Genomic DNA, 20,096 nt, shown 5'->3' on the forward strand with positions numbered 1-20,096 from the left:
TAACGATGCGAGAAAGGTAGCCGAAAATGAAGCGGCGCAGTATAGCATGCTGCCTTTAGCTGCGATATAAGCCAACGCTATCGATGTAGCCGATCACTGCATCTGGAAGTAAATCCGCGCAGGAGATTCCCGCATGGCGGCGCTGACGGATTTCGGTGGCGGAAATATCGAGCAGCGGCGTATCTGCCAGCCAGATGTGTCCCGCTGGCGCGTGATGAAGTTGCTGCACATCATCGGCGAGATGCTCATCAAGCCATTGCTGCATCTCAGGCGTTTCCATCTGGGTGGCGTAACCCGGACGCTTACACACCAGCAAATGGCACAGCGACAGCAAATCTTGCCAGCGATGCCATTTGGCTAACGTTAGCAGAGAATCCTGGCCAATGATAAACCCGAGGGGCTGTTCTGTGCCGCGTTCCGCACGCAGTGCTTCCAGCGTAGCCACCGTCCATGACGGCGTTGCACGCTCCAGTTCACGCGTATCGATATCAAACAGCGGGCGATCGGCGATGGCACAGCGCAGCATCTCAACGCGCTGTTGCGCACTGGCTTCCGGCTGCGGGCGATGCGGCGGCACGTTGTTGGGTAGCAATGTGACCTTTTTCAAACCCACTTGCTGGGCCAGCGCTTCTACCGGGCGGAGATGACCGTAGTGAATCGGATCGAAGGTGCCGCCAAACATGGCGTAGAGTTTAGACATCGGTAAAGCTCAGTGGGAAATCGCGGTGACACAGCAGCAGCGACAGCGTTTCCAGCTGCGGCCACAGGTTTTGGCCATAATCCTGCTTCATGCTGAGTTCCAGCTCTGCCAGCAAATGCACCGCACGCTGTAAACGCTGCGCATCAAGGCGCTGTAATGCTTCGGTAAACAGCGCGCGACGGTTTTGCCAGATACGCTGCTGATCCATCAGCGTGCGCAGCGCTTGTTTCGCCTGATTACGTTGCAGATGCAGCAGCGTGAGCAAATCGCGTTGCAGCGTGCGCAGCAGAATCACCGCTTCGCTGTCCTCTTTCTCCAGCTGATGCAGGATGTGCAGGGCGCGTTTACTTTTTCCCGCCAGCAGCGCATCCACCCAATGGAATGGCGTAAAGTGCGCGGCATCGTTGACAGCGGCCTCGACGCGCGGCAGCGTCAATTTACCATCCGGCCACAACAGCGATAAGCGTTCCAGCGCCTGCGACAGCGCCAGCAGATTCCCTTCGTAGCAGTAGCAAAGCAGTTGGATTGCTGCATCATCGACGCTCAATTTCATCGCTTTGGCGCGACTCGCCACCCAGCGCGGCAGCTGTGCCTGTTCAGGCGTCTGACACGGTACCAACACCGCTTGCGCGCTCAGCGCTTTGAACCAGGCGCTGTTCTCCTGTGCTTTGGTCAGTTTCGCCATGCGCAGCACCAGCAAAATATCGCTGTGTAGCAGCGTAGAGAGTTTCACCAACTGCTCGGCGATAGCGGCGTTTGGACCGTTTTCAGGCAGTTGCAGCGTCAGAGTTTGGCGTTGGGTAAACAGGCTAAGCGATTGGCAACTGACGAAGATCGCATCCCAATCCGTTTGCGCATCAAGGGTGATGCTGAAGTGCTCTTCAAATCCCTGTGCGCTGGCGGTAGCACGGATCGCATCTGCGCTTTCCTGAATCAGCAGGGGTTCATTACCGGTGAGAAAATAACAGGCGCGCAGCCCCTCTCGAAGCTGCGCGCTCAGTTGTTCAGGATAAATCCTGATCATTGCAGACTGGTGGCTGACGAAGAGGACACTTCCGGTGAGTTCTGTCCCGGTGCGATCGTCTCAGGCTGCGGCAAGGTATCTTTATTGCTTTCCTGCGCGGCATGCACGGTCAGCAGTTTACGTACTAACTGCTCGGACGCGCGCTGACGCATCTCCTGCACGATCATATCCTGTTCGGCATCCTTCGCCAGTGCGGCATTCGGGTTGTCGAAGAAGGAGCGATACACGGTGGTGCTGATCGGGTAGATACCTTTACCCGGCAGCAGAACCTGTGCAGTGACCGTCATCACCAGCGAGTATTCTGCGGTAGTACCGCTGATGAACACCGATGCGGTATCACGTCCCTGGCCTTCAGCCCCTAAACGCAGCGTTGGATATTTGGCACTGGCCGCTTTGCTGTCTTCAATGATGGTGACATTGTTGATGCGCAGCTGTTGACGCACAGCTCGTGCCAGTGGGCCATAGGGATCGCCGCTCTGGACGATAAGGGTTTTCATCTCACTCGGCACCGAAGTGGTGCCGCGTGGGTGGAAACCACAGCCTGCGGTAATCATTACCGCAAGCAGGACAAACAGCCTGATAATCAGTTGTCGCACAGTTCCTCCTGAACTTAACCTACGACCAGGTTAAGCAGTTTGCCAGGGACATAAATCACTTTACGAATGGTGACGCCATCCAGATATTTCGCCACCAAATGCTCCTGCGCAGCACGCGCCTGCACCTGCTCCTGCGTGGCATCCGTCGCAACGGTAATCTTGCCGCGCACTTTGCCATTCACCTGCACCACCACCAGCAGTGAATCTTCCACCATGGCCGCTTCATCGGCTACCGGCCAGTTGGCTTCGTCAATGCTGCCTTCGCCGCCCAGCGCCTGCCACAACACATAGCTGGCGTGCGGGGTGAATGGATAGAGCAGACGCGTCACAGCGACCAGCGCTTCCTGCAGCAGCGCGCGGTCTTGCTCGCTCTCCTGTGGGGCACGGATCAGCTTGTTCATCAGTTCCATGATAGCGGCGATGGCGGTGTTGAACGTCTGACGACGACCGACGTCATCGGCCACTTTGGCGATGGTTTTGTGCAGATCGCGACGCAGCGCTTTCTGATCGTCATTCAGGCTGTTGACGTCCAGCGCCACGGTCGCGCCTTTGGCAATGTGCTCGTAAGCCAGTTTCCATACGCGCTTCAGGAAGCGGTTGGCACCTTCAACGCCCGATTCCTGCCACTCCAGCGTCATCTCTGCTGGCGAAGCAAACATCATGAACAGACGCACGGTATCTGCACCGTAACGCTCAACCATCAGCTGTGGATCGATGCCGTTGTTTTTCGACTTCGACATTTTGCTCATGCCGGCGTAAACCACTTCACGACCTTCATTGTCGATGGCTTTAATAATGCGGCCTTTCTCATCGCGCTCAACGGTGACGTCAACCGGAGAAACCCAGTTGCGCTCGCCGTTCACGCCGAGGTAGTAGAACGCATCAGCCAGTACCATGCCCTGACACAGCAGGCGTTTGGCCGGCTCATCAGAGTTCACCAGGCCAGCATCACGCAGCAGCTTGTGATAGAAGCGGAAATACATCAGGTGCATGATGGCGTGTTCGATACCGCCAACATACTGATCGACCGGCAGCCAGTAGTTCGCCGCCGCCGGATCCAGCATGCCTTCATGGTAGTTGGCGCAGGTATAGCGCGCGTAGTACCAGGATGACTCCATAAAGGTGTCGAAGGTGTCGGTTTCACGCAGCGCCGGCTGACCGTTAACGGTGGTTTTGGCCCACTCAGGATCGGCTTTGATTGGGCTGGTGATACCGTCCATCACCACGTCTTCTGGCAGGATGACCGGCAACTGATCTTCTGGCGTTGGCATTACGGTGCCATCTTCCAGCGTCACCATTGGGATTGGTGCGCCCCAGTAACGCTGACGGGAAACGCCCCAGTCGCGCAGACGGTAATTCACTTTACGCTCGCCCACGCCTTTAGCTGCCAGCGCATCGGCGATGGCGTTGAAGCCCGCCTGATGATCCAGACCGTTGTATTCACCTGAGTTGAACAGCGCGCCTTTGTCGGTCATTGCGGCAGCACTTACATCCGGTTCTGAACCGTCAAGATTCAGGATAACTGGCTTGATGTTCAGGTTGTATTTGGTGGCGAACTCCCAGTCACGCTGGTCGTGACCTGGAACAGCCATTACCGCACCGGTGCCGTACTCCATTAATACGAAGTTAGCGACCCACACAGGAATCTCTTCACCGGTCAGCGGATGGATAGCAAACAGGCCGGTGGCCACGCCTTTCTTCTCCATCGTTGCCATATCAGCTTCGGCAACTTTGGTGGTGCGGCATTCGTCGATGAATTCAGCCAGCGCAGGATTAGTGGCAGCAGCTTGCTGCGCCAGTGGATGACCTGCAGCTACTGCTACATAAGTAGCGCCCATAAAGGTGTCTGGACGGGTGGTGTAAACGGTCAGCTTCTCGGCGCTGTTGGCAACGTCAAAGGTGATTTCCACGCCTTCAGAACGGCCAATCCAATTGCGCTGCATGGTTTTGACCTGCTCCGGCCAATCTTCCAGCTTATCAAGATCGTTGAGCAGCTCTTCCGCATAGGCGGTGATTTTAACGAACCACTGTGGGATCTCTTTGCGCTCAACTTTGGTATCGCAGCGCCAGCAGCAGCCGTCAATAACCTGTTCGTTGGCCAGTACGGTCTGATCGTTCGGGCACCAGTTCACCGCCGAGGTCTTTTTATAGACCATGTCTTTTTCATACAGCTTGGTGAAGAACCACTGTTCCCAGCGATAGTATTCTGGCTGGCAGGTCGCCAGTTCGCGGCTCCAGTCGTAGCCAAAGCCCAGCAATTTCAGCTGGTTCTTCATGTAGGCGATGTTGTCGTAGGTCCACGGTGCAGGCGCGGTGTTGTTTTTCACCGCAGCGCCTTCGGCTGGCAAACCAAATGCATCCCAGCCAATCGGCTGCAGGACGTTTTTGCCGAGCATACGCTGGTAGCGCGCAATCACATCGCCAATGGTGTAGTTACGCACGTGACCCATGTGCAGGCGGCCAGAAGGATAGGGCAGCATCGAAAGGCAGTAATATTTCTCTTTGCCTTCCTGCTCGGTCACTTTAAAGGTTTCGTTTTCGTCCCAGTGCTGTTGGACGCGGGATTCTATCTCTTCCGGGCGGTATTGCTCTTGCATGGCTGCCTGTGGTCCTTTGTGAAAATCGCTAAGCATACTTTTAGATCCGCATAGCATACCCATAAGGCTGCGCCTCAACAACTTTTCACGCCCTCGCAGGCTGGATTTCTGCCGAATGCGCCGCCGCTTTCACCCTTTTGTGATTTCTCCGGTTGCTGCCCATGCAATTGTGACAAAACCGCTAAACTTAACAGCAGTATCCGCAGCGGAAAGGAGAACAAAATGAATAACGTGGCGCAGGAATACCGTGCAACGATTGAAGCATTATCCCAGCGATTGGATCATGGCGAGCGCGATGTTGATGCGCTGGTGGCCGAGGCGCGGCAAAGTTTGCTGGCGAAAAAAACGCTGTCGCCCGCCGAGGTGAATGAAGTGATGCGCGCCGTGCGCCGCGATTTACACGAGTTTGCGCTGAGCTATCAGGAGTCTTCTGATGTGGTTGGCGACTCGGTGTTTTTGCGCGTGATTCGCGAAAGCCTATGGAAGGAACTGGCGGATATCACCGACAAAAGTCAGTTGGAGTGGCGTGAGGTGTTTCAGGATTTGCGCCATCACGGCGTTTACCAGAGCGGCGAAGTGGTCGGCCTGGGGAATTTAGTTTGTGAGAAGTGCGGCTTCACGCGGGCGATTTATACGCCAGAGAGCTTAACGCGCTGCCCGGAGTGTGGGCACGATCAGTTCCAGCGTCAGCCGTTTGAACCCTGATGAAAGGTAGCCAGGTCGTTATTAATGACGCCCCTACAAAAGCGAGGTGATTTTGTAGGGTGCGCATTAATGCGCACCTGGCTTGAGGATATTGAATCAGTGCAGAATCTTCGCCAGGAAGTCTTTCGCACGATCGGATTGCGGGTTGTTAAAGAAGTCATCCTTATTGGTGTCTTCGATAATTTTCCCTTCATCCATAAAGATCACGCGGTTGGCCACTTTGCGCGCAAAGCCCATCTCATGCGTCACCACCATCATGGTCATGCCTTCATTCGCCAGCTCAACCATCACGTCCAACACTTCGTTGATCATTTCAGGATCAAGCGCTGATGTCGGCTCATCAAACAGCATCGCTACCGGATCCATACACAACGCGCGCGCGATTGCCACGCGCTGCTGCTGACCACCAGAAAGCTGACCCGGAAACTTATCCGCGTGCGCAGAGAGCCCAACGCGTTTTAGCAGGCCTTGTGCTTTCTCACGCGAGGCCGCTTTATCACGCTTCAGCACTTTAACCTGCGCCAGCGTCAGGTTCTCAATGATGCTGAGATGCGGGAACAGCTCAAAGTGCTGGAACACCATGCCGACTTTGCTGCGCAGTTGAGCAAGGTTGGTTTTTTTGTTGTTCACTTCGGTGCCGGTCACCTGAATGCTGCCCTTTTGAATCGGCTCCAGGCCGTTCACGGTTTTAATCAGCGTTGATTTACCTGAGCCAGACGGACCGCAGACCACCACCACTTCACCTTTTTTCACTTCGGTGGAGCAGTCGGTCAGCACCTGAAAGTGCCCATACCACTTTGAAACATTTTTCAGGCTAATCATTTAAACCGTCCTCTTTCTTTTCAGATAGGTAACCAACAGCGAAGCGCTCAGGCTGATCACAAAGTAGACCAGACCAGCAAACAAAATCATTTCAACCTGGGTTCCGTCACGCTCACCAATGGTTGACGCGGTGCGGAAGAAATCAGCCAGGCTCAGTACATAGACCAGCGAGGTATCCTGGAACAGCACGATGCCCTGGGTTAGCAGCAGCGGCACCATGGCGCGGAACGCTTGCGGCAGCACGATCAGTTTCATCGATTGCCAGTGCGTCATGCCGAGCGCCAACGCGGCATTGGATTGCCCACGTGAGATGCTCTGAATACCGGCACGGATGATTTCCGAATAGTACGCCGCTTCAAAGAGCGCAAATGCCACCATGGCGGAAATCAGGCGGATATCTGATTTAGGCGATAAGCCGAGCACCTGCTGCAGGAACGCGGGCACAACCAGATAAAACCACAGCAGCACCATCACCAAGGGTACGGAGCGGAACAGGTTGACGTACAGCTTGGCAAACCAGCGCACCGGCGCGATTGGCGACAAGCGCATCACCGCCAAAATCGTGCCCCAGATAATGCCAAACACCACGGCAATCGCGGTGATCTTGAAGGTAATGATCAACCCATTCCATAAGTAAGGCAGGCTGGGAACAATCGAACTCCAGTCAAACTCGTACATTATTTGCCTCCCATATTGCCAGGCAGGCGAATTTTGCGCTCTACCACACTCATAATCAGCATGATCACCAGGTTAATGCCGACGTACGCCAGAGTGATGGCGGTAAAGGATTCATAGGCATGCGCGGAGTAATCCAGCAGCTTGCCGGCCTGCGCGGCCATATCCACCAAACCGATGGTCGAGGCGATCGCCGAGTTCTTCACCAGGTTAAGCATTTCCGAGGTCATCGGCGGCACAATCACGCGATACGCATTCGGCAACAGCACATAGCGGTAGGTTTGCGGCAGCGTCAGGCCCATCGCTAAACCCGCATTTTTCTGACCGCGTGGCAGCGACTGAATCGCTGCGCGCACTTGTTCACAGACGCGCGCAGCGGTGAACAAGCCCAGACAGATAGTGGAAGAGAGGAAGAACTGAATGTTTGGATCCAGCTCAGACTTAAACCACATGCCCAGCTTTTCTCCTACCAGTTCTGGCGCCACCAGATACCAGAAGAAGAACTGCACAATCAGCGGGATATTACGGAACAGTTCCACGTAGCAGGTGCCAATCGCCGCCAGCAGGCGGTTGGGCACGGTACGCAGAATGCCAAATAAGGAACCTACCAGGAAGGCGATAATCCAGGCGCAGCAGGACACCGCAATGGTGACCTGAAAACCGGACCACAGCCAGCCGAGGTAAGTCGTATTGCCGAACGGGGCCTGTTCAAGAAAAATGCCCCAGTTCCAATCGATACCCATAACGAGCTCCGGTAAAAAAAGGGTAGCGAGGCTACCCATAAGATTGTTGAGCGGTGTCTTGCATCCTGCTTCAGGGGAACGGCCTGTTACAGTCTGTCTGTCCGCACCGCATGTTCAGCAATCGAGAGGGCAGCGGGGCTGCCCTTGTTGTCGTTGTTAATTCAGAGTGCTTTGTCGTTCGGTGCTTTGAACAGGGCCTGCATATCGCTTGAGAGTTCGAAGTTCAGGTTCAGATTCTTCGGTGGAATCGGCTGTTTGAACCAGGTTTCAAACCATTTTGAGGCTTCGCCAGAGGTCTGCGCTTTAGCAATGGTTTCATCCATCAGCTGTTTGAACTGTGGATCCTGATTGCGCAGCATGCAGCCGTAAGCTTCTTTCGACTGCGGTGTACCCACGATATCCCAGTTGTCTGGCTTCTTGGCTTTGGCACGTTCACCCGCCAGCAGCGCGTCATCCATCATGAAGGCCACGGCACGACCGGTTTCCAGCGTACGGAAAGAATCGCCATGGTCTTTCGCGCTGATGATGCGCATATCCATTTTCTGCTCGTCGTTCAGCTTGTGCAGCAGAACTTCAGAAGTGGTACCGGAGGTCACGACAACGGTTTTGCCCTTTAGATCAGGGAAATCTTTGATGTCGCCGCCTTTTTTCACCAGCAGACGTGTACCGATGATAAATACGGTGTCAGAGAATGCCGCTTGCTTCTGGCGTTCCAGGTTGTTGGTGGTAGAACCGCACTCAAAATCGTAAGTCCCGTTCTGCAACAGTGGAATACGGTTCTGCGAGGTAATCGGCAGCATTTTAATCTGCAAATCAGGCTTATTCAGTTTGGCCTTGATAGCCGCGATGATGGCGTTTGAATAATCCTGTGAATAGCCAACCACTTTTTGCTGGTTGTCATAGTAAGAAAAGGGAACTGATGATTCACGATGCCCAACGACGATCACGCCGCTATCATTGATTTTTTTCAGGGTACCAGTGAGATCTTCCGCCTGGGCCGCTCCCGCTGCTGCTCCCAACAGCAAAAGAGATAATGCCACTTTGCGTATCTGCATGTTCCAACTCCTTCGTATGGATGTCGCGCAGAACATAAACTGCGCAGATTGTGATGTTGTGTGTATTTCGTGCTGCTTTTTTAGTTATCCCATAGCGCAACTGCACGCAGGATAGTGATTAACATAGCGAATTGTTAACGCAATGAAACAAAAAAGTTTCTTTTTTGCGAGCCGCTCCGCACCAATAAAAGGCAAAAATTCACCAATGCGCTAATAGAGTGCGCATCATTGCCATAAATTAGTGCGTAAAGGTTGCATTACGCTGACAAAAGCCGATGTTTGCGAAAATCACTGAAATAAATAGCAATGATCGTGCCAGCACGATGAATAAGTGTAAAAAGCCAGCAGAGAATCGGGGAAAGCACAACGGAAGGGAGAGAAAACAGCGCATAAAAAAGGCGAAGTATTCACTTCGCCTGTTTGCATAGCAGCCTCAACTAGTGGCGACGGCGCAGAATGGCCACCACAATGCCAATCAGCGTCAGCATCCACACCGGCCAGATGCCTGCTTTGGCATAAGGTGTTTCGCCGGTGGTTGGTGTCACTTTGGCTTCCAATACATCGCGTGTGAACTGCGGCAGCTCTTTCTCCACCTCACCGTTGGCATTCACCACCGCCGTGACGCCATTGTTGGTGGAGCGCAACAGTGGACGCCCCAGCTCCAGCGCACGCATGCGTGCCATCTGGAAATGCTGCCACGGCCCGATGGAGTGACCGAACCAGGCATCGTTGGAGATCGTCAACAGGAAGTTAGTATCAGGGCGGAAGTTGGCGCGCACTTGCTCACCCAGCACGATCTCATAGCAGATAGCGCTGGTCAGGTTATAACCCGACACTTTGAGCTGCGGCTGGACATAGGCGCCACGGCTGAAAGAGGACATCGGCAAATCGAAAAACGGCGCCAGCGGACGCAGCAACTCTTCCAGCGGCACAAACTCACCAAATGGCACCAGATGATTCTTCTGATATCGGTTCTGGCTCTGATAGCTGTAAGGCTGCTCGCCACCCAGCACAATCACAGAGTTGTAATCGTGATAACGATTATCGCCTTCTACGCGTGAATCCACGATACCGGTAATCAGTGAGCTGCCGCGTGCACGCAGGTCTGCATCCAGCGCCCGCAGGAACGGTTGCTGGTTGCTTTCCAGATCGGTAATTGCTGATTCGGGCCAGATAATGATCGGCGCTTTGCCGATAAACGGCTGGCTATATGAGGTGTAAACGCGCAGCGTGTTCAGCAGTTGCTGCGGATCCCACTTCATCGACTGCGGAATATTGCCTTGCACCATCGCAACATCAACGCTGCGTTCCGGCAGCGGTTGATACCACTGCAACATGCGCAGCGGCCACGGCAATAACAGCAGTAACGCGGCGGCAATCAAACTTTTCACGGTACGATGATGCAGCGCGTGCACCAGCAGGCCCGCGATCACCATCAACAGGAAAGTAATGGTTTCCACACCGGCCAGCGGCGCGAGGCCTTTTAGCGGACCATCGATCTGGCTGTAGCCAAACTGCAGCCACGGAAAACCGGTGAGCACCCAACCGCGCAGGAACTCGCTAATCTGCCACAGTGCTGGTGCCGCTAAAGCCAAACGCCAGATTGTGGCGCGCGGCCAGAAACGGTTGAGCACGATGGCAAACAGCATTGGATAAAGCGACAGATAGGCCGCCAGCAGAATCACCAGGAAGATGTTCACCGGGCCGGGCATGCCGCCAAAGGTGGCGATGCTGACGTAAACCCAGTTGATGCCGCTGCCAAACAGTCCAAAGCCCCAAACAAAGCCGATCGCTGCTGCCTGCGCAGTGCGGCGTTCCAGCAGCAACAGTTGCAGACCAAACAGCGAAATTAACGCTGCGGGCCAGAAATCGTAGGGGGAAAAGGAAAGGGTGCCAATGGCACCCGTAATTAACGCCAGCAGCAGGCGAACCCGCTGCTGCGAGTAAAGAGAGGCTAAAGCCATAAAATTATTCGTCTTCCAGTTGCGGTTGTGGTGAGTCTTCCGGAATTTTTACATGCACCTGGATGATACGGCGGCTGTCAGCCATGGCGACTTTGAACTGATAGCCATCAATGACAATACTTTCGCCGCGAGCGGGAAGGTGGCCGAATCCCTGCATGACCAATCCGCCAATGGTATCGACTTCGTCATCGCTGAAATCGGTGCCAAAGACCTCATTAAAATCTTCAATTTGCGTTAAGGCGCGCATGGTATAGGTGTAACGATTGAGCTGGCGGATATCACGATCTTCTTCATCGTCATACTCATCTTCAATTTCGCCGACAATCAGCTCAAGAATATCTTCAATGGTCACCAGACCCGAGACGCCACCAAATTCATCAATGACAATCGCCATGTGATAACGCTGCGAGCGGAACTCCTTCAGCATGCGATCGACGCGCTTGCTTTCAGGTACCACTACAGCGGTGCGCAGCACTTTTTCGATGCTGAACGGCTCAGACGCGCTGGCCATAAACGGCAGCAGGTCTTTGGCCATCAAAATGCCTTCAACGTGATCTTTGTCTTCGCTGATCACCGGGAAGCGTGAGTGCGCAGATTCAATAATCACCGCAAGGCACTCTTCCAGAGTTTGATTGCGTTTCAGGGTGATCATTTGCGAGCGTGGGATCATGATGTCGCGCACGCGCTGTTCGGCAATATCCAGCACACCTTCGAGCATGTCGCGGGTGTCCTGATCGATCAGCTCTTTTTGCTCAGAATCGCGGATTAACCCCAGCAGTTCATCACGGTTTTTAGGTTCACCGTGAAACAGTTGGTTGATTAGCAGGGAGAAAAATCCCTTTTTACTACTGGGTGCGTCGCTGTTTTGAGAATGGTCGTCGCTCATGGCGTTTTTATTTAGTTCTCTCTAATGAGGGATTGGGGCTGCCGGCATCCGCGCCAGCAGCGCAATAACCTGAACCAGCGGCTCAGGCGTCTTCTTTCTCCGAAATGTACGGATCAGGATAACCAAGAGCAAGCATTATCTCGGTCTCCAGCGCCTCCATCTCTTCGGCTTCTTCATCTTCGATATGGTCGTAACCCAGCAGATGCAGTGTACCGTGCACCACCATATGCGCCCAGTGAGCTTCGACGGTTTTGCCTTGTTCAGCAGCCTCTTGCTCGACAACCTGGCGGCAAATAATCAAATCGCCGAGCAGCGGCAGTTCAATTCCCGGCGGTGCTTCAAACGGGAATGACAGCACGTTGGTTGGCTTATCTTTGCCGCGATAAGTCAGATTAAGCTCATTACTCTCAGCTTCATCCACCAGACGAATCGTGACTTCGCTTTCTGGTTGAAACGGCGTTACCGCCGCTTCCAGCCAGCGTTGAAAATCACTCTCCGCCGGCAGATGGTTTTCATCGGCGCAGGCCAGTTGTAAATCAAGAATCACCGCGCTCATGAACGCTCCTGCGGGCTGGTTTGGCTGGCAAGCTGAGCTGCGATAGCTTCGCGTTTGCGCTCTTCTGCCTGTTGATCACGGCGTTTCTGGTCGGCGGTTTCCCAGGCTTCATAAGCATTCACGATGCGTGCGACAACCGGATGACGGACCACGTCTTCGCTGTGGAAAAAGTTAAAGCTAATTTCATCGACTTCTGCCAGCACTTCAATGGCGTGGCGCAGGCCGGATTTGGTGCTGCGCGGCAAGTCAATCTGCGTGATGTCGCCGGTAATGACCGCTTTGGAATTGAAGCCGATACGCGTCAGGAACATCTTCATCTGCTCGATGGTGGTGTTCTGGCTCTCATCGAGAATCACAAAGGCGTCGTTGAGCGTACGTCCGCGCATATAGGCCAGCGGAGCCACTTCAATCACGTTGCGCTCAATCAGCTTCTCTACACGCTCAAAGCCGAGCATTTCGAACAACGCGTCGTATAGCGGGCGCAGATAGGGATCGACCTTCTGGCTGAGATCGCCGGGCAGGAAGCCGAGTTTTTCCCCGGCTTCAACCGCAGGACGCGTCAGCAGAATACGGCGAATCTCCTGACGCTCCAGCGCATCCACTGCCGCAGCGACCGCCAGATAGGTTTTACCGGTACCGGCCGGGCCGATACCAAAGGTGATGTCGTGTGCGAAGATATTGGCGATGTATTGCGCCTGATTAGGCGTACGCGGTTTGATCACGCCACGTTTGGTCTTGATGTTCACCGCTTTGCCGAATTCCGGCACGCTCTCAACGCTCTGTTCCAGCACGCGGCTCTCTTTGATCGCCAGGTGAATCTGGTCCGGTTCGATATCTTTGATCTGACCGCGCATCGGGGCGGTATCAACGTACAGCGTGCGCAGAATATTGACGGCGGCGTCCACACACAGCGAGCGGCCAGTGAGCGTGAACTGGTTATCGCGGCGTTTGATTTCAAGGCCCAAACGGCGCTCCAGCTGTTTCACATTGTCATCCATCGGACCGCACAAGCTCATCAGTCGTTGGTTATCTGCCGGTTCAAGGGCGATTTCACGCGTTTCGATATTCAAATGAATCCTTAAGGTCACTCAGGGCCAGTTGAAAAAGTGTGCCGGATGCTAAAGAGCAATCTCTCAACATCTTTATGGAATTATTTATGGCGCTACGCCGAGGCGCAAGCTTCAGAAACGATATTTGGGCAGCACTTGTGGAAAGCAAGGGCTTTGGGATGAAACAGGCGACAGCGCGTTGTGCGCTGTCGCTCAACGTTCGAGGTTTCAAGGCTGGAACATGCCGACGCCGATGTCGTTCTCTTTACGGGTACGAGCAATCACCGAAGCCGGGCTTTCGGCCACACGTAGCGCCATTTGATCTTCTGTGCGCACCAGCACGCCGCGCAGGGAGCTGGCATAGACATCAACAATTTCGACATCAACAAACTTACCGATCATTTCTACCGGCGCTTCAAAGTTCACCACGCGGTTATTATCCGTGCGGCCGGTCAGCTCCATCACATTCTTACGTGAAATGCCTTCCACCAGCACGCGCTGTGTGGTGCCCAGCATGCGGCGGCTCCACGCCATAACCTGCTGATTAATGCGGTCCTGCAGAATGAAGAGACGCTGCTTTTTCTCCTCTTCTGTCACATCGTCAGGCAGATCGGCGGCCGGCGTGCCCGGGCGCATGGAGTAGATAAAGCTGAAGCTAACATCGAAATTCACTTCGCCAACCAGTTTCATGGTCTGCTCAAAATCCTGCTGCGTTTCGCCGGGGAATCCAATGATGAAATCCGAGCTCAGCTGGATATCCGGACGCGCGGCTTTCAGCTTGCGGATAATCGCTTTGTACTCGAGTGCGGTGTGCGCGCGCTTCATCAGCGTCAGGATGCGATCTGAGCCGCTCTGAACCGGCAGGTGCAGGAAACTCGCCAACTCTGGCGTATCGCGGTAAACCTCGATGATGTCATCGGTGAATTCAATCGGATGGCTGGTGGTAAAGCGAATTCGGTCAATGCCGTCGATCGCCGCCACTAAGCGCAGCAATTCAGCAAAGGTGCAGATATCGCCATCAAAAGTGGCACCGCGATAGGCGTTGACGTTCTGGCCCAGCAGGTTAACTTCACGCACGCCCTGAGCGGCAAGCTGAGCGATTTCCAGCAGAATATCGTCGCTTGGACGGCTGACTTCCTCGCCACGGGTGTAAGGCACCACGCAGAAAGTACAATATTTGTTGCAGCCTTCCATGATCGACACAAAGGCGGTTGGGCCATCGGCGCGCGGTTCTGGCAGGCGATCAAACTTCTCGATTTCCGGGAAGCTGATGTCAACAACCGGGCTTTTACTGCCGCGCACGGTGTTGATCATCTCCGGCAGGCGATGCAACGTTTGCGGGCCAAAGACGATATCGACGTAACTGGCGCGCTGACGAAGGCGTTCGCCTTCCTGTGAGGCGACACAGCCACCCACGCCGATGATCAGATCGGGATTGGTTGCTTTCAGCTTTTTCCAACGGCCTAACAGAGCAAAAACCTTCTCCTGCGCCTTTTCACGGATAGAGCAGGTGTTGAGCAGCAGAACGTCCGCCTCTTCAGCTTCCTCGGTAAGGGTGTAGCCGTGAGTACTGTTCAGCAGATCGGCCATCTTTGATGAATCGTATTCATTCATCTGACAGCCCCAGGTTTTGATGTGCAGTTTTTTGGTCATCGAACTAGCCATTGATTCAAGCGAAGTGCAGGGCGCGTATTGTAATGCTTCGCCGCTGTTGTTACCAGGCTTCACGCATCTGCATCGCATCGCGCGGCTAATTTCCGGTACACTTTAGCTATCAAAGTGATGCTGGAAGGCCTCACGGCAAAAAGAAGGATTAGAGTCGATGCAGGATTCACATTTTGATGTGGTGATCGTGGGTGGTGGCATGGTCGGTGCGGCGCTGGCATGTGGTCTGGCGCAGCAGCAGTTCCGCGTGGCGGTGATTGAACGTGCGGAACCCGCAATCTTTGATGCCAGCAGCGAGCCGGATGTGCGCATCTCCGCCATTGGTGCCTCTTCGGTAGCGTTGCTGCAGCAACTGAATGTCTGGCCGCGCGTGCAGGCGATGCGCTGTGCACCTTACCGCCAGCTGGAAACCTGGGAGTGGCAAAACGCGCATGTGAAGTTTGATGCGGCGTCGCTTGGGCTGCCTGAGCTGGGCTTTATGGTGGAAAACAGCGTGCTGCAACGTGCGCTGTGGGAAAAGATGCAGGAAGAGGGCATCACGCTGATCTGCCCGGCGAGTTTACAGGGTTTGCAGCCGCATCGCGCCGGCTGGCATGTGCAACTGGATAATGGTCAAACGCTGGATGCGCGTTTAGTGGTCGGCGCAGATGGCGCCAACTCGCGTGTGCGGCAGTTAGCGGGCATTGGCGTACGGGGTTGGAACTATGCGCAATCCTGCATGCTGATCAGCGTGGAGTGCGAGCAGGATGCTGGCGATTCCACCTGGCAGCAGTTTACGCCACAAGGGCCGCGCGCTTTCCTGCCGCTGTTTGATCGTCGCGCTTCGCTGGTGTGGTACGACGCGCCCGCGCGCATCCGCCAGCTGCAAAGTTTGCCGCTCCAGCAACTGGAGAAAGAGATCTATGCTCACTTCCCAGCACGTGTTGGGCGTATTCGGGTGAAAACCGCCGCCTCTTTCCCGCTGGTGCGACGCCATGCCACGCGGTATGTGATGCCGGGATTGGCGCTGGTGGGCGATGCGGCGCACACCATCAATCCGCTGGCCGGGCAGGGCGTTAATCTGGGCTATCGGGATGTGGATGCGTTGATCACGACCTTGGTCGAAGCGCGCAACCAGGCTGAACTCTGGTCATCGGACGCTGTGCTGCAGCGCTATCATCGCCAGCGTTATAAAGACAATTTACTGATGCAAGGTGGGATGGATCTGTTCTACTTCGCGTTTAGCAACAAGCTGCCGCCGCTGCGCTTTGCACGTAACCTGGCGCTGATTGCGGCCGAGAATGCTGGAGCGTTGAAACGCAAGGTGCTGCGTTACGCATTAGGTTTGTGATCGTAGGGAGCGCTTTATGCGCTCCTGATTAATTCCCGAACGCAGAAAACAATAAAGCCCGCATAAGCGGGCTTTATTGTGCAATTTGGCTGGGGTGCAGGGATTCGAACCCCGGAATGCTGGTATCAGAAACCAGTGCCTTACCGCTTGGCGACACCCCAATAGGTGTTTTATCAAATTGTCTTTTTATGGCTGGGGTGCAGGGATTCGAACCCCGGAATGCTGGTATCAGAAACCAGAGCCTTACCGCTTGGCGACACCCCAATAATTTGGTGGCTACGACGGGATTTGAACCTGTGACCCCATCATTATGAGTGATGTGCTCTAACCAGCTGAGCTACGTAGCCTTTGTACTGCTTACTGCGTCCGACGATGGCTGGGATACCTGGATTCGAACCAGGGAATGCCGGTATCAAAAACCGGTGCCTTACCGCTTGGCGATATCCCATTCGTCGACTTTGTATCCACAACATAATCCGGATTGGCTGGGGTACCAGGATTCGAACCTGGGAATGCTGGTATCAAAAACCAGTGCCTTACCGCTTGGCGATACCCCATCCGGCTGCCGAAGACTGAAATGGTGCGGGAGGCGAGACTTGAACTCGCACACCTTGCGGCGCTAGAACCTAAATCTAGTGCGTCTACCAATTTCGCCACTCCCGCAAAAAGATGGTGGCTACGACGGGATTTGAACCTGTGACCCCATCATTATGAGTGATGTGCTCTAACCAGCTGAGCTACGTAGCCATCTTTTTCGCGTAACCTTCATCGGCGTTGCGGGGCGCATTATGCGTATTGAGTCTTGTAGCGTCAACAATTTTTTTGCCGTTTTTCGCCTTAAAACGCCTGTTTGTCTGGCTTGTAACCAGGCTGGTGATTTATTCGGCAAATTTCAAAGGTTGCACGACAGATTGCATAAAAAAGGGGCTCGATTGAGCCCCTTATCTTGTTGAGTAAAAACCTTATTTATACGCGGACTGATGCACGCCAACGGCACGACCTGATGGGTCATCCATTGATTTGAAGGCTTCATCCCACTCAATCGCTTTAGCCGAAGAACAGGCCACCGATGGACCACCCGGCACACACTCTGCGGCGCTGGCGATCGGGAATAACTCTTCAAAGATCTCACGATACAGATACGCTTCTTTCGAGTTCGGCGTGTTGTACGGGAAGCGGAAGTGCGCAGTCGACAGCTGCTGGTCGGTAATTTGCTTCGCCGCCACTTCTTTCAACGTATCGATCCAGCTGTAGCCAACACCGTCAGAGAACTGCTCTTTCTGACGCCACGCCACGCTCTCTGGCAGATAAGAAGAGAAGCATTCGCGCAGGATGTGTTTTTCCATCTTGCCGTTGCTGCCGCACAGTTTGTCTGCTGGGTTGATGCGCATCGCCACGTCGAGGAATTTCTTGTCGAGGAACGGCACTCGCGCTTCCACGCCCCAGGCGGACATCGCTTTGTTGGCGCGAGCACAGTCAAACATGTGCAGAGCTAGCAATTTACGCACGTTCTCTTCGTGGAATTCTTTGGCGTTTGGCGCCTTATGGAAATAGAGGTAGCCGCCAAAGACTTCATCTGCACCTTCACCGGACAACACCATTTTGATGCCCATCGCTTTGATCTTACGCGACATTAAGTACATCGGCGTAGAGGCGCGAATGGTGGTCACATCATAGGTTTCGATGTGGTAAATCACATCACGAATCGCATCCAGACCTTCCTGCACGGTGAAATGGATTTCGTGGTGCACGGTGCCAAGGTGTTCTGCGACCGATTTCGCAGCTTTCAGATCGGGTGAACCTTCCAGGCCAACTGCGAAGGAGTGCAACTGCGGCCACCATGCATCGCTCTTATCCGCATCTTCGACGCGTTTTGCAGCAAAGCGTTTGGTCACAGCAGAGATGATGGATGAATCCAGTCCACCAGAAAGCAGCACGCCGTAAGGCACGTCAGACATCAGGTGGCTTTTTACGGACTCTTCCAGCGCATGCTTCAGTTCGGCGGCATCCGTGGTGTTGTGCTCAACGGCGGAATATTCCATCCAGTCACGCTGCCAGTAACGACGGATTTCACCATCGGCGCTCGACATGTAGCTTCCCGGCGGGAACTCTTTGATGCTGCGGCACACCGGCACCAGTGCTTTCATCTCGGAAGCGACATACAGGTTGCCGTGCTCGTCGTTGCCCATATACAGCGGGATGATGCCGATATGATCGCGGCCAATCAGATATTGTTGCTTCACGCTGTCCCACAGGATGAAGGCGAACATGCCTTGCAGTTCGTCGAGGAAATCGACGCCTTTTTCCTGATACAGCGCGAGGATAACTTCACAGTCAGAACCCGTCTGGAAAGCGTAACGATCGCTTAATTCAGCACGCAGCGCCTGATGGTTGTAAATTTCGCCGTTAACAGCCAGTACGTGGGTGTGGTCAGCGTTATACAGCGGCTGTGCGCCGTTGTTAACGTCAACAATCGACAGACGCTCATGCACCAGAATGGCTTTATCATCTGCATAAACACCTGACCAATCCGGGCCGCGATGACGCATCAGACGAGAAGATTCCAGCGCTTTCTTGCGCAGCTCAATAGGATCGCTTTTCAGATCCAGCACACCAAAAATTGAACACATAACTGACTCCTGATCTCACCTTGTGGCGAAGTTATTTCTACGTTTGTCCGGCAGCCTTGACTGCGTGATGCATAAGAAAATGCGCTAAATGGTGGTGTTAGCGCAAGCAAAATTACGATCCTTTGATAAAAAGAATGTTGATGAGCGAGTAATATTGAATATTATTCAATTAATACATGGTTATTTTAGATGGTATCTAATGAAATGGCATTTTTGTTCGTTTTGTGGTCATGCCGTGAGCAACAAAGTCAGTCTTAACCCCAGAAAAAACAAAAGCCCTGCATGAGCAGGGCTATAAGAAGAGGTGATGGCTGGAATCAGAACAGGTCGATATCGGCAACCGAAGGATAAATCCAATCCGGGCGGAAAGGCATCGCATCAATATCACTCAGCGTTGATACGCCAGACAGCACCAGAATGGTTTCCAGACCTGCCTGGAAGCCGGCCAGAATGTCTGTACGCAGGTTATCGCCAACGATGACCGTCTCTTCCGAATGCGCATGCATCTTGTTTAACGCCGCGCGCATGATGTACGGACTCGGCTTGCCGACATAAAACGGTTTACGGCCGGAGATGGTTTCGATGCCAGCGCAGAGCGCTCCGCACGCCGGAACAAAGCCGCGCGCGTGGGTATCGGGATTGGTGGCGATAAAACGTGCGCCATTGGCCACGAAGAAAGCAGCTTTATGCATCATTTCCCAATTGAAGGAGCGCGTTTCACCGACGATGACGAAATCTGGATTGACATCAGTAATGGTGAAGCCGGCTTTATACAGCTCATGAATCAGCGCACCTTCACCAATCACGTAGGCTTTTTTTCCTTCCTGGCGGCGCAGGAAATCGGCGGTGGCCATCGCCGAGGTGTAAAACACCGAATCGGGTACGTCAATGCCGGCGTTGGCAAAACGGTTCGCCAGATCCAGCGCGGTTTGTGAAGGATAGTTGGTTAACACTACCAACGGCATATCCTTCGCCAGAATGCGCTGCAGAAATTCGTTCGCGCCGGGAACGGCGGTATTGTCGTGCATCAACACGCCGTCGATGTCACAGATTACGCTTTTAATCGTCATAAATTGCATCCGGTCGGGCCCGCTAAACA

General features: G+C 54.1%; 17 protein-coding genes and 7 tRNA genes. 2 read left to right on the forward strand and 22 right to left on the reverse strand.

Annotated features, from left to right (window positions below; translation table 11 throughout):
- Positions 1–55: 55 nt before the first annotated feature.
- The 4 genes from nadD to leuS are packed head-to-tail and all read right to left on the reverse strand — an operon-like array spanning position 56 to position 4,917.
- Positions 56–700: a nicotinate-nucleotide adenylyltransferase gene (nadD, locus tag VIJ98_RS05430; RefSeq protein ID WP_323272645.1), complete on the reverse strand. Its 645-nt coding sequence runs from the start codon at positions 698–700 to the stop codon at positions 56–58.
- Positions 693–1,724: a DNA polymerase III subunit delta gene (gene holA / locus VIJ98_RS05435; protein WP_323272647.1), complete on the reverse strand. Its 1,032-nt coding sequence runs from the start codon at positions 1,722–1,724 to the stop codon at positions 693–695. Before holA ends, nadD begins: the two co-directional genes overlap by 8 nt.
- Positions 1,721–2,320, reverse strand: a complete 600-nt coding sequence (gene lptE / locus VIJ98_RS05440) for an LPS assembly lipoprotein LptE (RefSeq protein ID WP_179451598.1) — start codon at positions 2,318–2,320, stop codon at positions 1,721–1,723. The genes holA and lptE overlap by 4 nt, the downstream gene beginning before the upstream one ends.
- A 14-nt stretch (positions 2,321–2,334) precedes the next feature.
- A complete protein-coding gene (gene leuS, locus VIJ98_RS05445; protein ID WP_323272649.1) occupies positions 2,335–4,917 on the reverse strand; it encodes a leucine--tRNA ligase in 2,583 nt (860 codons plus the stop codon).
- A gap of 222 nt (positions 4,918–5,139) precedes the next feature.
- Between leuS and VIJ98_RS05450 the strand changes: the two genes are divergently transcribed.
- The gene (locus VIJ98_RS05450) at positions 5,140–5,622 is read left to right on the forward strand and encodes a zinc ribbon-containing protein (RefSeq protein WP_007890691.1); all 483 of its coding nucleotides are present in this window, start codon (positions 5,140–5,142) and stop codon (positions 5,620–5,622) included.
- Between the two features lie 96 nt (positions 5,623–5,718).
- Here the strand turns inward: VIJ98_RS05450 and VIJ98_RS05455 are convergent, their stop codons facing one another.
- From VIJ98_RS05455 to miaB, 9 genes are all read right to left on the reverse strand, one after another.
- Positions 5,719–6,444: an amino acid ABC transporter ATP-binding protein gene (locus VIJ98_RS05455; protein ID WP_008103661.1), complete on the reverse strand. Its 726-nt coding sequence runs from the start codon at positions 6,442–6,444 to the stop codon at positions 5,719–5,721.
- A complete protein-coding gene (gene gltK / locus VIJ98_RS05460; RefSeq protein ID WP_007890689.1) occupies positions 6,445–7,122 on the reverse strand; it encodes a glutamate/aspartate ABC transporter permease GltK in 678 nt (225 codons plus the stop codon).
- Positions 7,122–7,862: an amino acid ABC transporter permease gene (locus tag VIJ98_RS05465; protein WP_008103659.1), complete on the reverse strand. Its 741-nt coding sequence runs from the start codon at positions 7,860–7,862 to the stop codon at positions 7,122–7,124. The genes gltK and VIJ98_RS05465 overlap by 1 nt, the downstream gene beginning before the upstream one ends.
- 161 nt (positions 7,863–8,023) lie before the next feature.
- The gene (locus VIJ98_RS05470; protein ID WP_061717387.1) at positions 8,024–8,917 is read right to left on the reverse strand and encodes a glutamate/aspartate ABC transporter substrate-binding protein; all 894 of its coding nucleotides are present in this window, start codon (positions 8,915–8,917) and stop codon (positions 8,024–8,026) included.
- A 437-nt stretch (positions 8,918–9,354) separates the two neighbouring features.
- A complete protein-coding gene (lnt, locus tag VIJ98_RS05475; RefSeq protein ID WP_323272652.1) occupies positions 9,355–10,881 on the reverse strand; it encodes an apolipoprotein N-acyltransferase in 1,527 nt (508 codons plus the stop codon).
- Positions 10,882–10,885: 4 nt separating this feature from the next.
- On the reverse strand, positions 10,886–11,767 hold the full coding sequence (gene corC, locus VIJ98_RS05480; RefSeq protein WP_008103653.1) for a CNNM family magnesium/cobalt transport protein CorC: 882 nt from the start codon (positions 11,765–11,767) through the stop codon (positions 10,886–10,888).
- A gap of 82 nt (positions 11,768–11,849) precedes the next feature.
- Positions 11,850–12,323: an rRNA maturation RNase YbeY gene (gene ybeY, locus VIJ98_RS05485; RefSeq protein WP_008103651.1), complete on the reverse strand. Its 474-nt coding sequence runs from the start codon at positions 12,321–12,323 to the stop codon at positions 11,850–11,852.
- Entirely contained in the window at positions 12,320–13,393 is a 1,074-nt protein-coding gene (locus VIJ98_RS05490) for a PhoH family protein (RefSeq protein WP_323272654.1), read from the reverse strand. The genes ybeY and VIJ98_RS05490 overlap by 4 nt, the downstream gene beginning before the upstream one ends.
- Before the next feature lie 207 nt (positions 13,394–13,600).
- Positions 13,601–15,025: a tRNA (N6-isopentenyl adenosine(37)-C2)-methylthiotransferase MiaB gene (gene miaB, locus VIJ98_RS05495; RefSeq protein WP_008103648.1), complete on the reverse strand. Its 1,425-nt coding sequence runs from the start codon at positions 15,023–15,025 to the stop codon at positions 13,601–13,603.
- A 169-nt stretch (positions 15,026–15,194) separates the two neighbouring features.
- Here miaB and ubiF point away from each other — a divergent pair, with 169 nt between their 5' ends.
- A complete protein-coding gene (gene ubiF / locus VIJ98_RS05500) occupies positions 15,195–16,367 on the forward strand; it encodes a 3-demethoxyubiquinol 3-hydroxylase (protein ID WP_323272656.1) in 1,173 nt (390 codons plus the stop codon).
- A gap of 86 nt (positions 16,368–16,453) precedes the next feature.
- On the opposite strand, the gene VIJ98_RS05505 is transcribed toward ubiF, so the two are convergent.
- The 9 genes from VIJ98_RS05505 to VIJ98_RS05545 form a co-directional block, all read right to left on the reverse strand.
- A tRNA-Gln gene (locus VIJ98_RS05505) sits at positions 16,454–16,528 on the reverse strand.
- Between the two features lie 28 nt (positions 16,529–16,556).
- Positions 16,557–16,631 (reverse strand) — tRNA-Gln (locus VIJ98_RS05510).
- Between the two features lie 6 nt (positions 16,632–16,637).
- Positions 16,638–16,714: transfer RNA gene (locus VIJ98_RS05515), tRNA-Met, on the reverse strand.
- A 26-nt stretch (positions 16,715–16,740) separates the two neighbouring features.
- Positions 16,741–16,815, reverse strand: a tRNA-Gln gene (locus tag VIJ98_RS05520).
- Between the two features lie 34 nt (positions 16,816–16,849).
- A tRNA-Gln gene (locus VIJ98_RS05525) sits at positions 16,850–16,924 on the reverse strand.
- A 21-nt stretch (positions 16,925–16,945) separates the two neighbouring features.
- Positions 16,946–17,030 (reverse strand) — tRNA-Leu (locus VIJ98_RS05530).
- 7 nt (positions 17,031–17,037) lie between these two features.
- Positions 17,038–17,114: transfer RNA gene (locus tag VIJ98_RS05535), tRNA-Met, on the reverse strand.
- Positions 17,115–17,329: 215 nt separating this feature from the next.
- Positions 17,330–18,997, reverse strand: a complete 1,668-nt coding sequence (asnB, locus tag VIJ98_RS05540) for an asparagine synthase B (protein ID WP_008107047.1) — start codon at positions 18,995–18,997, stop codon at positions 17,330–17,332.
- A 317-nt stretch (positions 18,998–19,314) separates the two neighbouring features.
- Positions 19,315–20,067 (reverse strand): HAD-IIA family hydrolase, encoded by a 753-nt coding sequence (locus VIJ98_RS05545; RefSeq protein ID WP_036649098.1) that lies wholly within the window; start codon positions 20,065–20,067, stop codon positions 19,315–19,317.
- Between the last annotated feature and the right edge of the window lie 29 nt (positions 20,068–20,096).

It is taken from the genome of Pantoea sp. S18, from assembly GCF_045689705.1.
Taxonomy (GTDB): Bacteria; Pseudomonadota; Gammaproteobacteria; order Enterobacterales; family Enterobacteriaceae; genus Pantoea; species Pantoea symbiotica.

What these genes read in the sequence shown, in the direction of transcription:
- corC (WP_008103653.1), bottom strand. Translation starts at nt 11,767, where the DNA reads ATGAGCGACGACCATTCTCAAAACAGCGACGCACCCAGTAGTAAAAAG.
- VIJ98_RS05545 (WP_036649098.1), bottom strand. Translation starts at nt 20,067, where the DNA reads ATGACGATTAAAAGCGTAATCTGTGACATCGACGGCGTGTTGATGCAC.
- nadD (WP_323272645.1), bottom strand. Translation starts at nt 700, where the DNA reads ATGTCTAAACTCTACGCCATGTTTGGCGGCACCTTCGATCCGATTCAC.
- gltK (WP_007890689.1), bottom strand. Translation starts at nt 7,122, where the DNA reads ATGTACGAGTTTGACTGGAGTTCGATTGTTCCCAGCCTGCCTTACTTA.
- lnt (WP_323272652.1), bottom strand. Translation starts at nt 10,881, where the DNA reads ATGGCTTTAGCCTCTCTTTACTCGCAGCAGCGGGTTCGCCTGCTGCTG.
- ubiF (WP_323272656.1), top strand. Translation starts at nt 15,195, where the DNA reads ATGCAGGATTCACATTTTGATGTGGTGATCGTGGGTGGTGGCATGGTC.
- VIJ98_RS05470 (WP_061717387.1), bottom strand. Translation starts at nt 8,917, where the DNA reads ATGCAGATACGCAAAGTGGCATTATCTCTTTTGCTGTTGGGAGCAGCA.
- asnB (WP_008107047.1), bottom strand. Translation starts at nt 18,997, where the DNA reads ATGTGTTCAATTTTTGGTGTGCTGGATCTGAAAAGCGATCCTATTGAG.
- VIJ98_RS05450 (WP_007890691.1), top strand. Translation starts at nt 5,140, where the DNA reads ATGAATAACGTGGCGCAGGAATACCGTGCAACGATTGAAGCATTATCC.
- miaB (WP_008103648.1), bottom strand. Translation starts at nt 15,025, where the DNA reads ATGACCAAAAAACTGCACATCAAAACCTGGGGCTGTCAGATGAATGAA.
- VIJ98_RS05455 (WP_008103661.1), bottom strand. Translation starts at nt 6,444, where the DNA reads ATGATTAGCCTGAAAAATGTTTCAAAGTGGTATGGGCACTTTCAGGTG.
- VIJ98_RS05465 (WP_008103659.1), bottom strand. Translation starts at nt 7,862, where the DNA reads ATGGGTATCGATTGGAACTGGGGCATTTTTCTTGAACAGGCCCCGTTC.
- holA (WP_323272647.1), bottom strand. Translation starts at nt 1,724, where the DNA reads ATGATCAGGATTTATCCTGAACAACTGAGCGCGCAGCTTCGAGAGGGG.
- leuS (WP_323272649.1), bottom strand. Translation starts at nt 4,917, where the DNA reads ATGCAAGAGCAATACCGCCCGGAAGAGATAGAATCCCGCGTCCAACAG.
- ybeY (WP_008103651.1), bottom strand. Translation starts at nt 12,323, where the DNA reads ATGAGCGCGGTGATTCTTGATTTACAACTGGCCTGCGCCGATGAAAAC.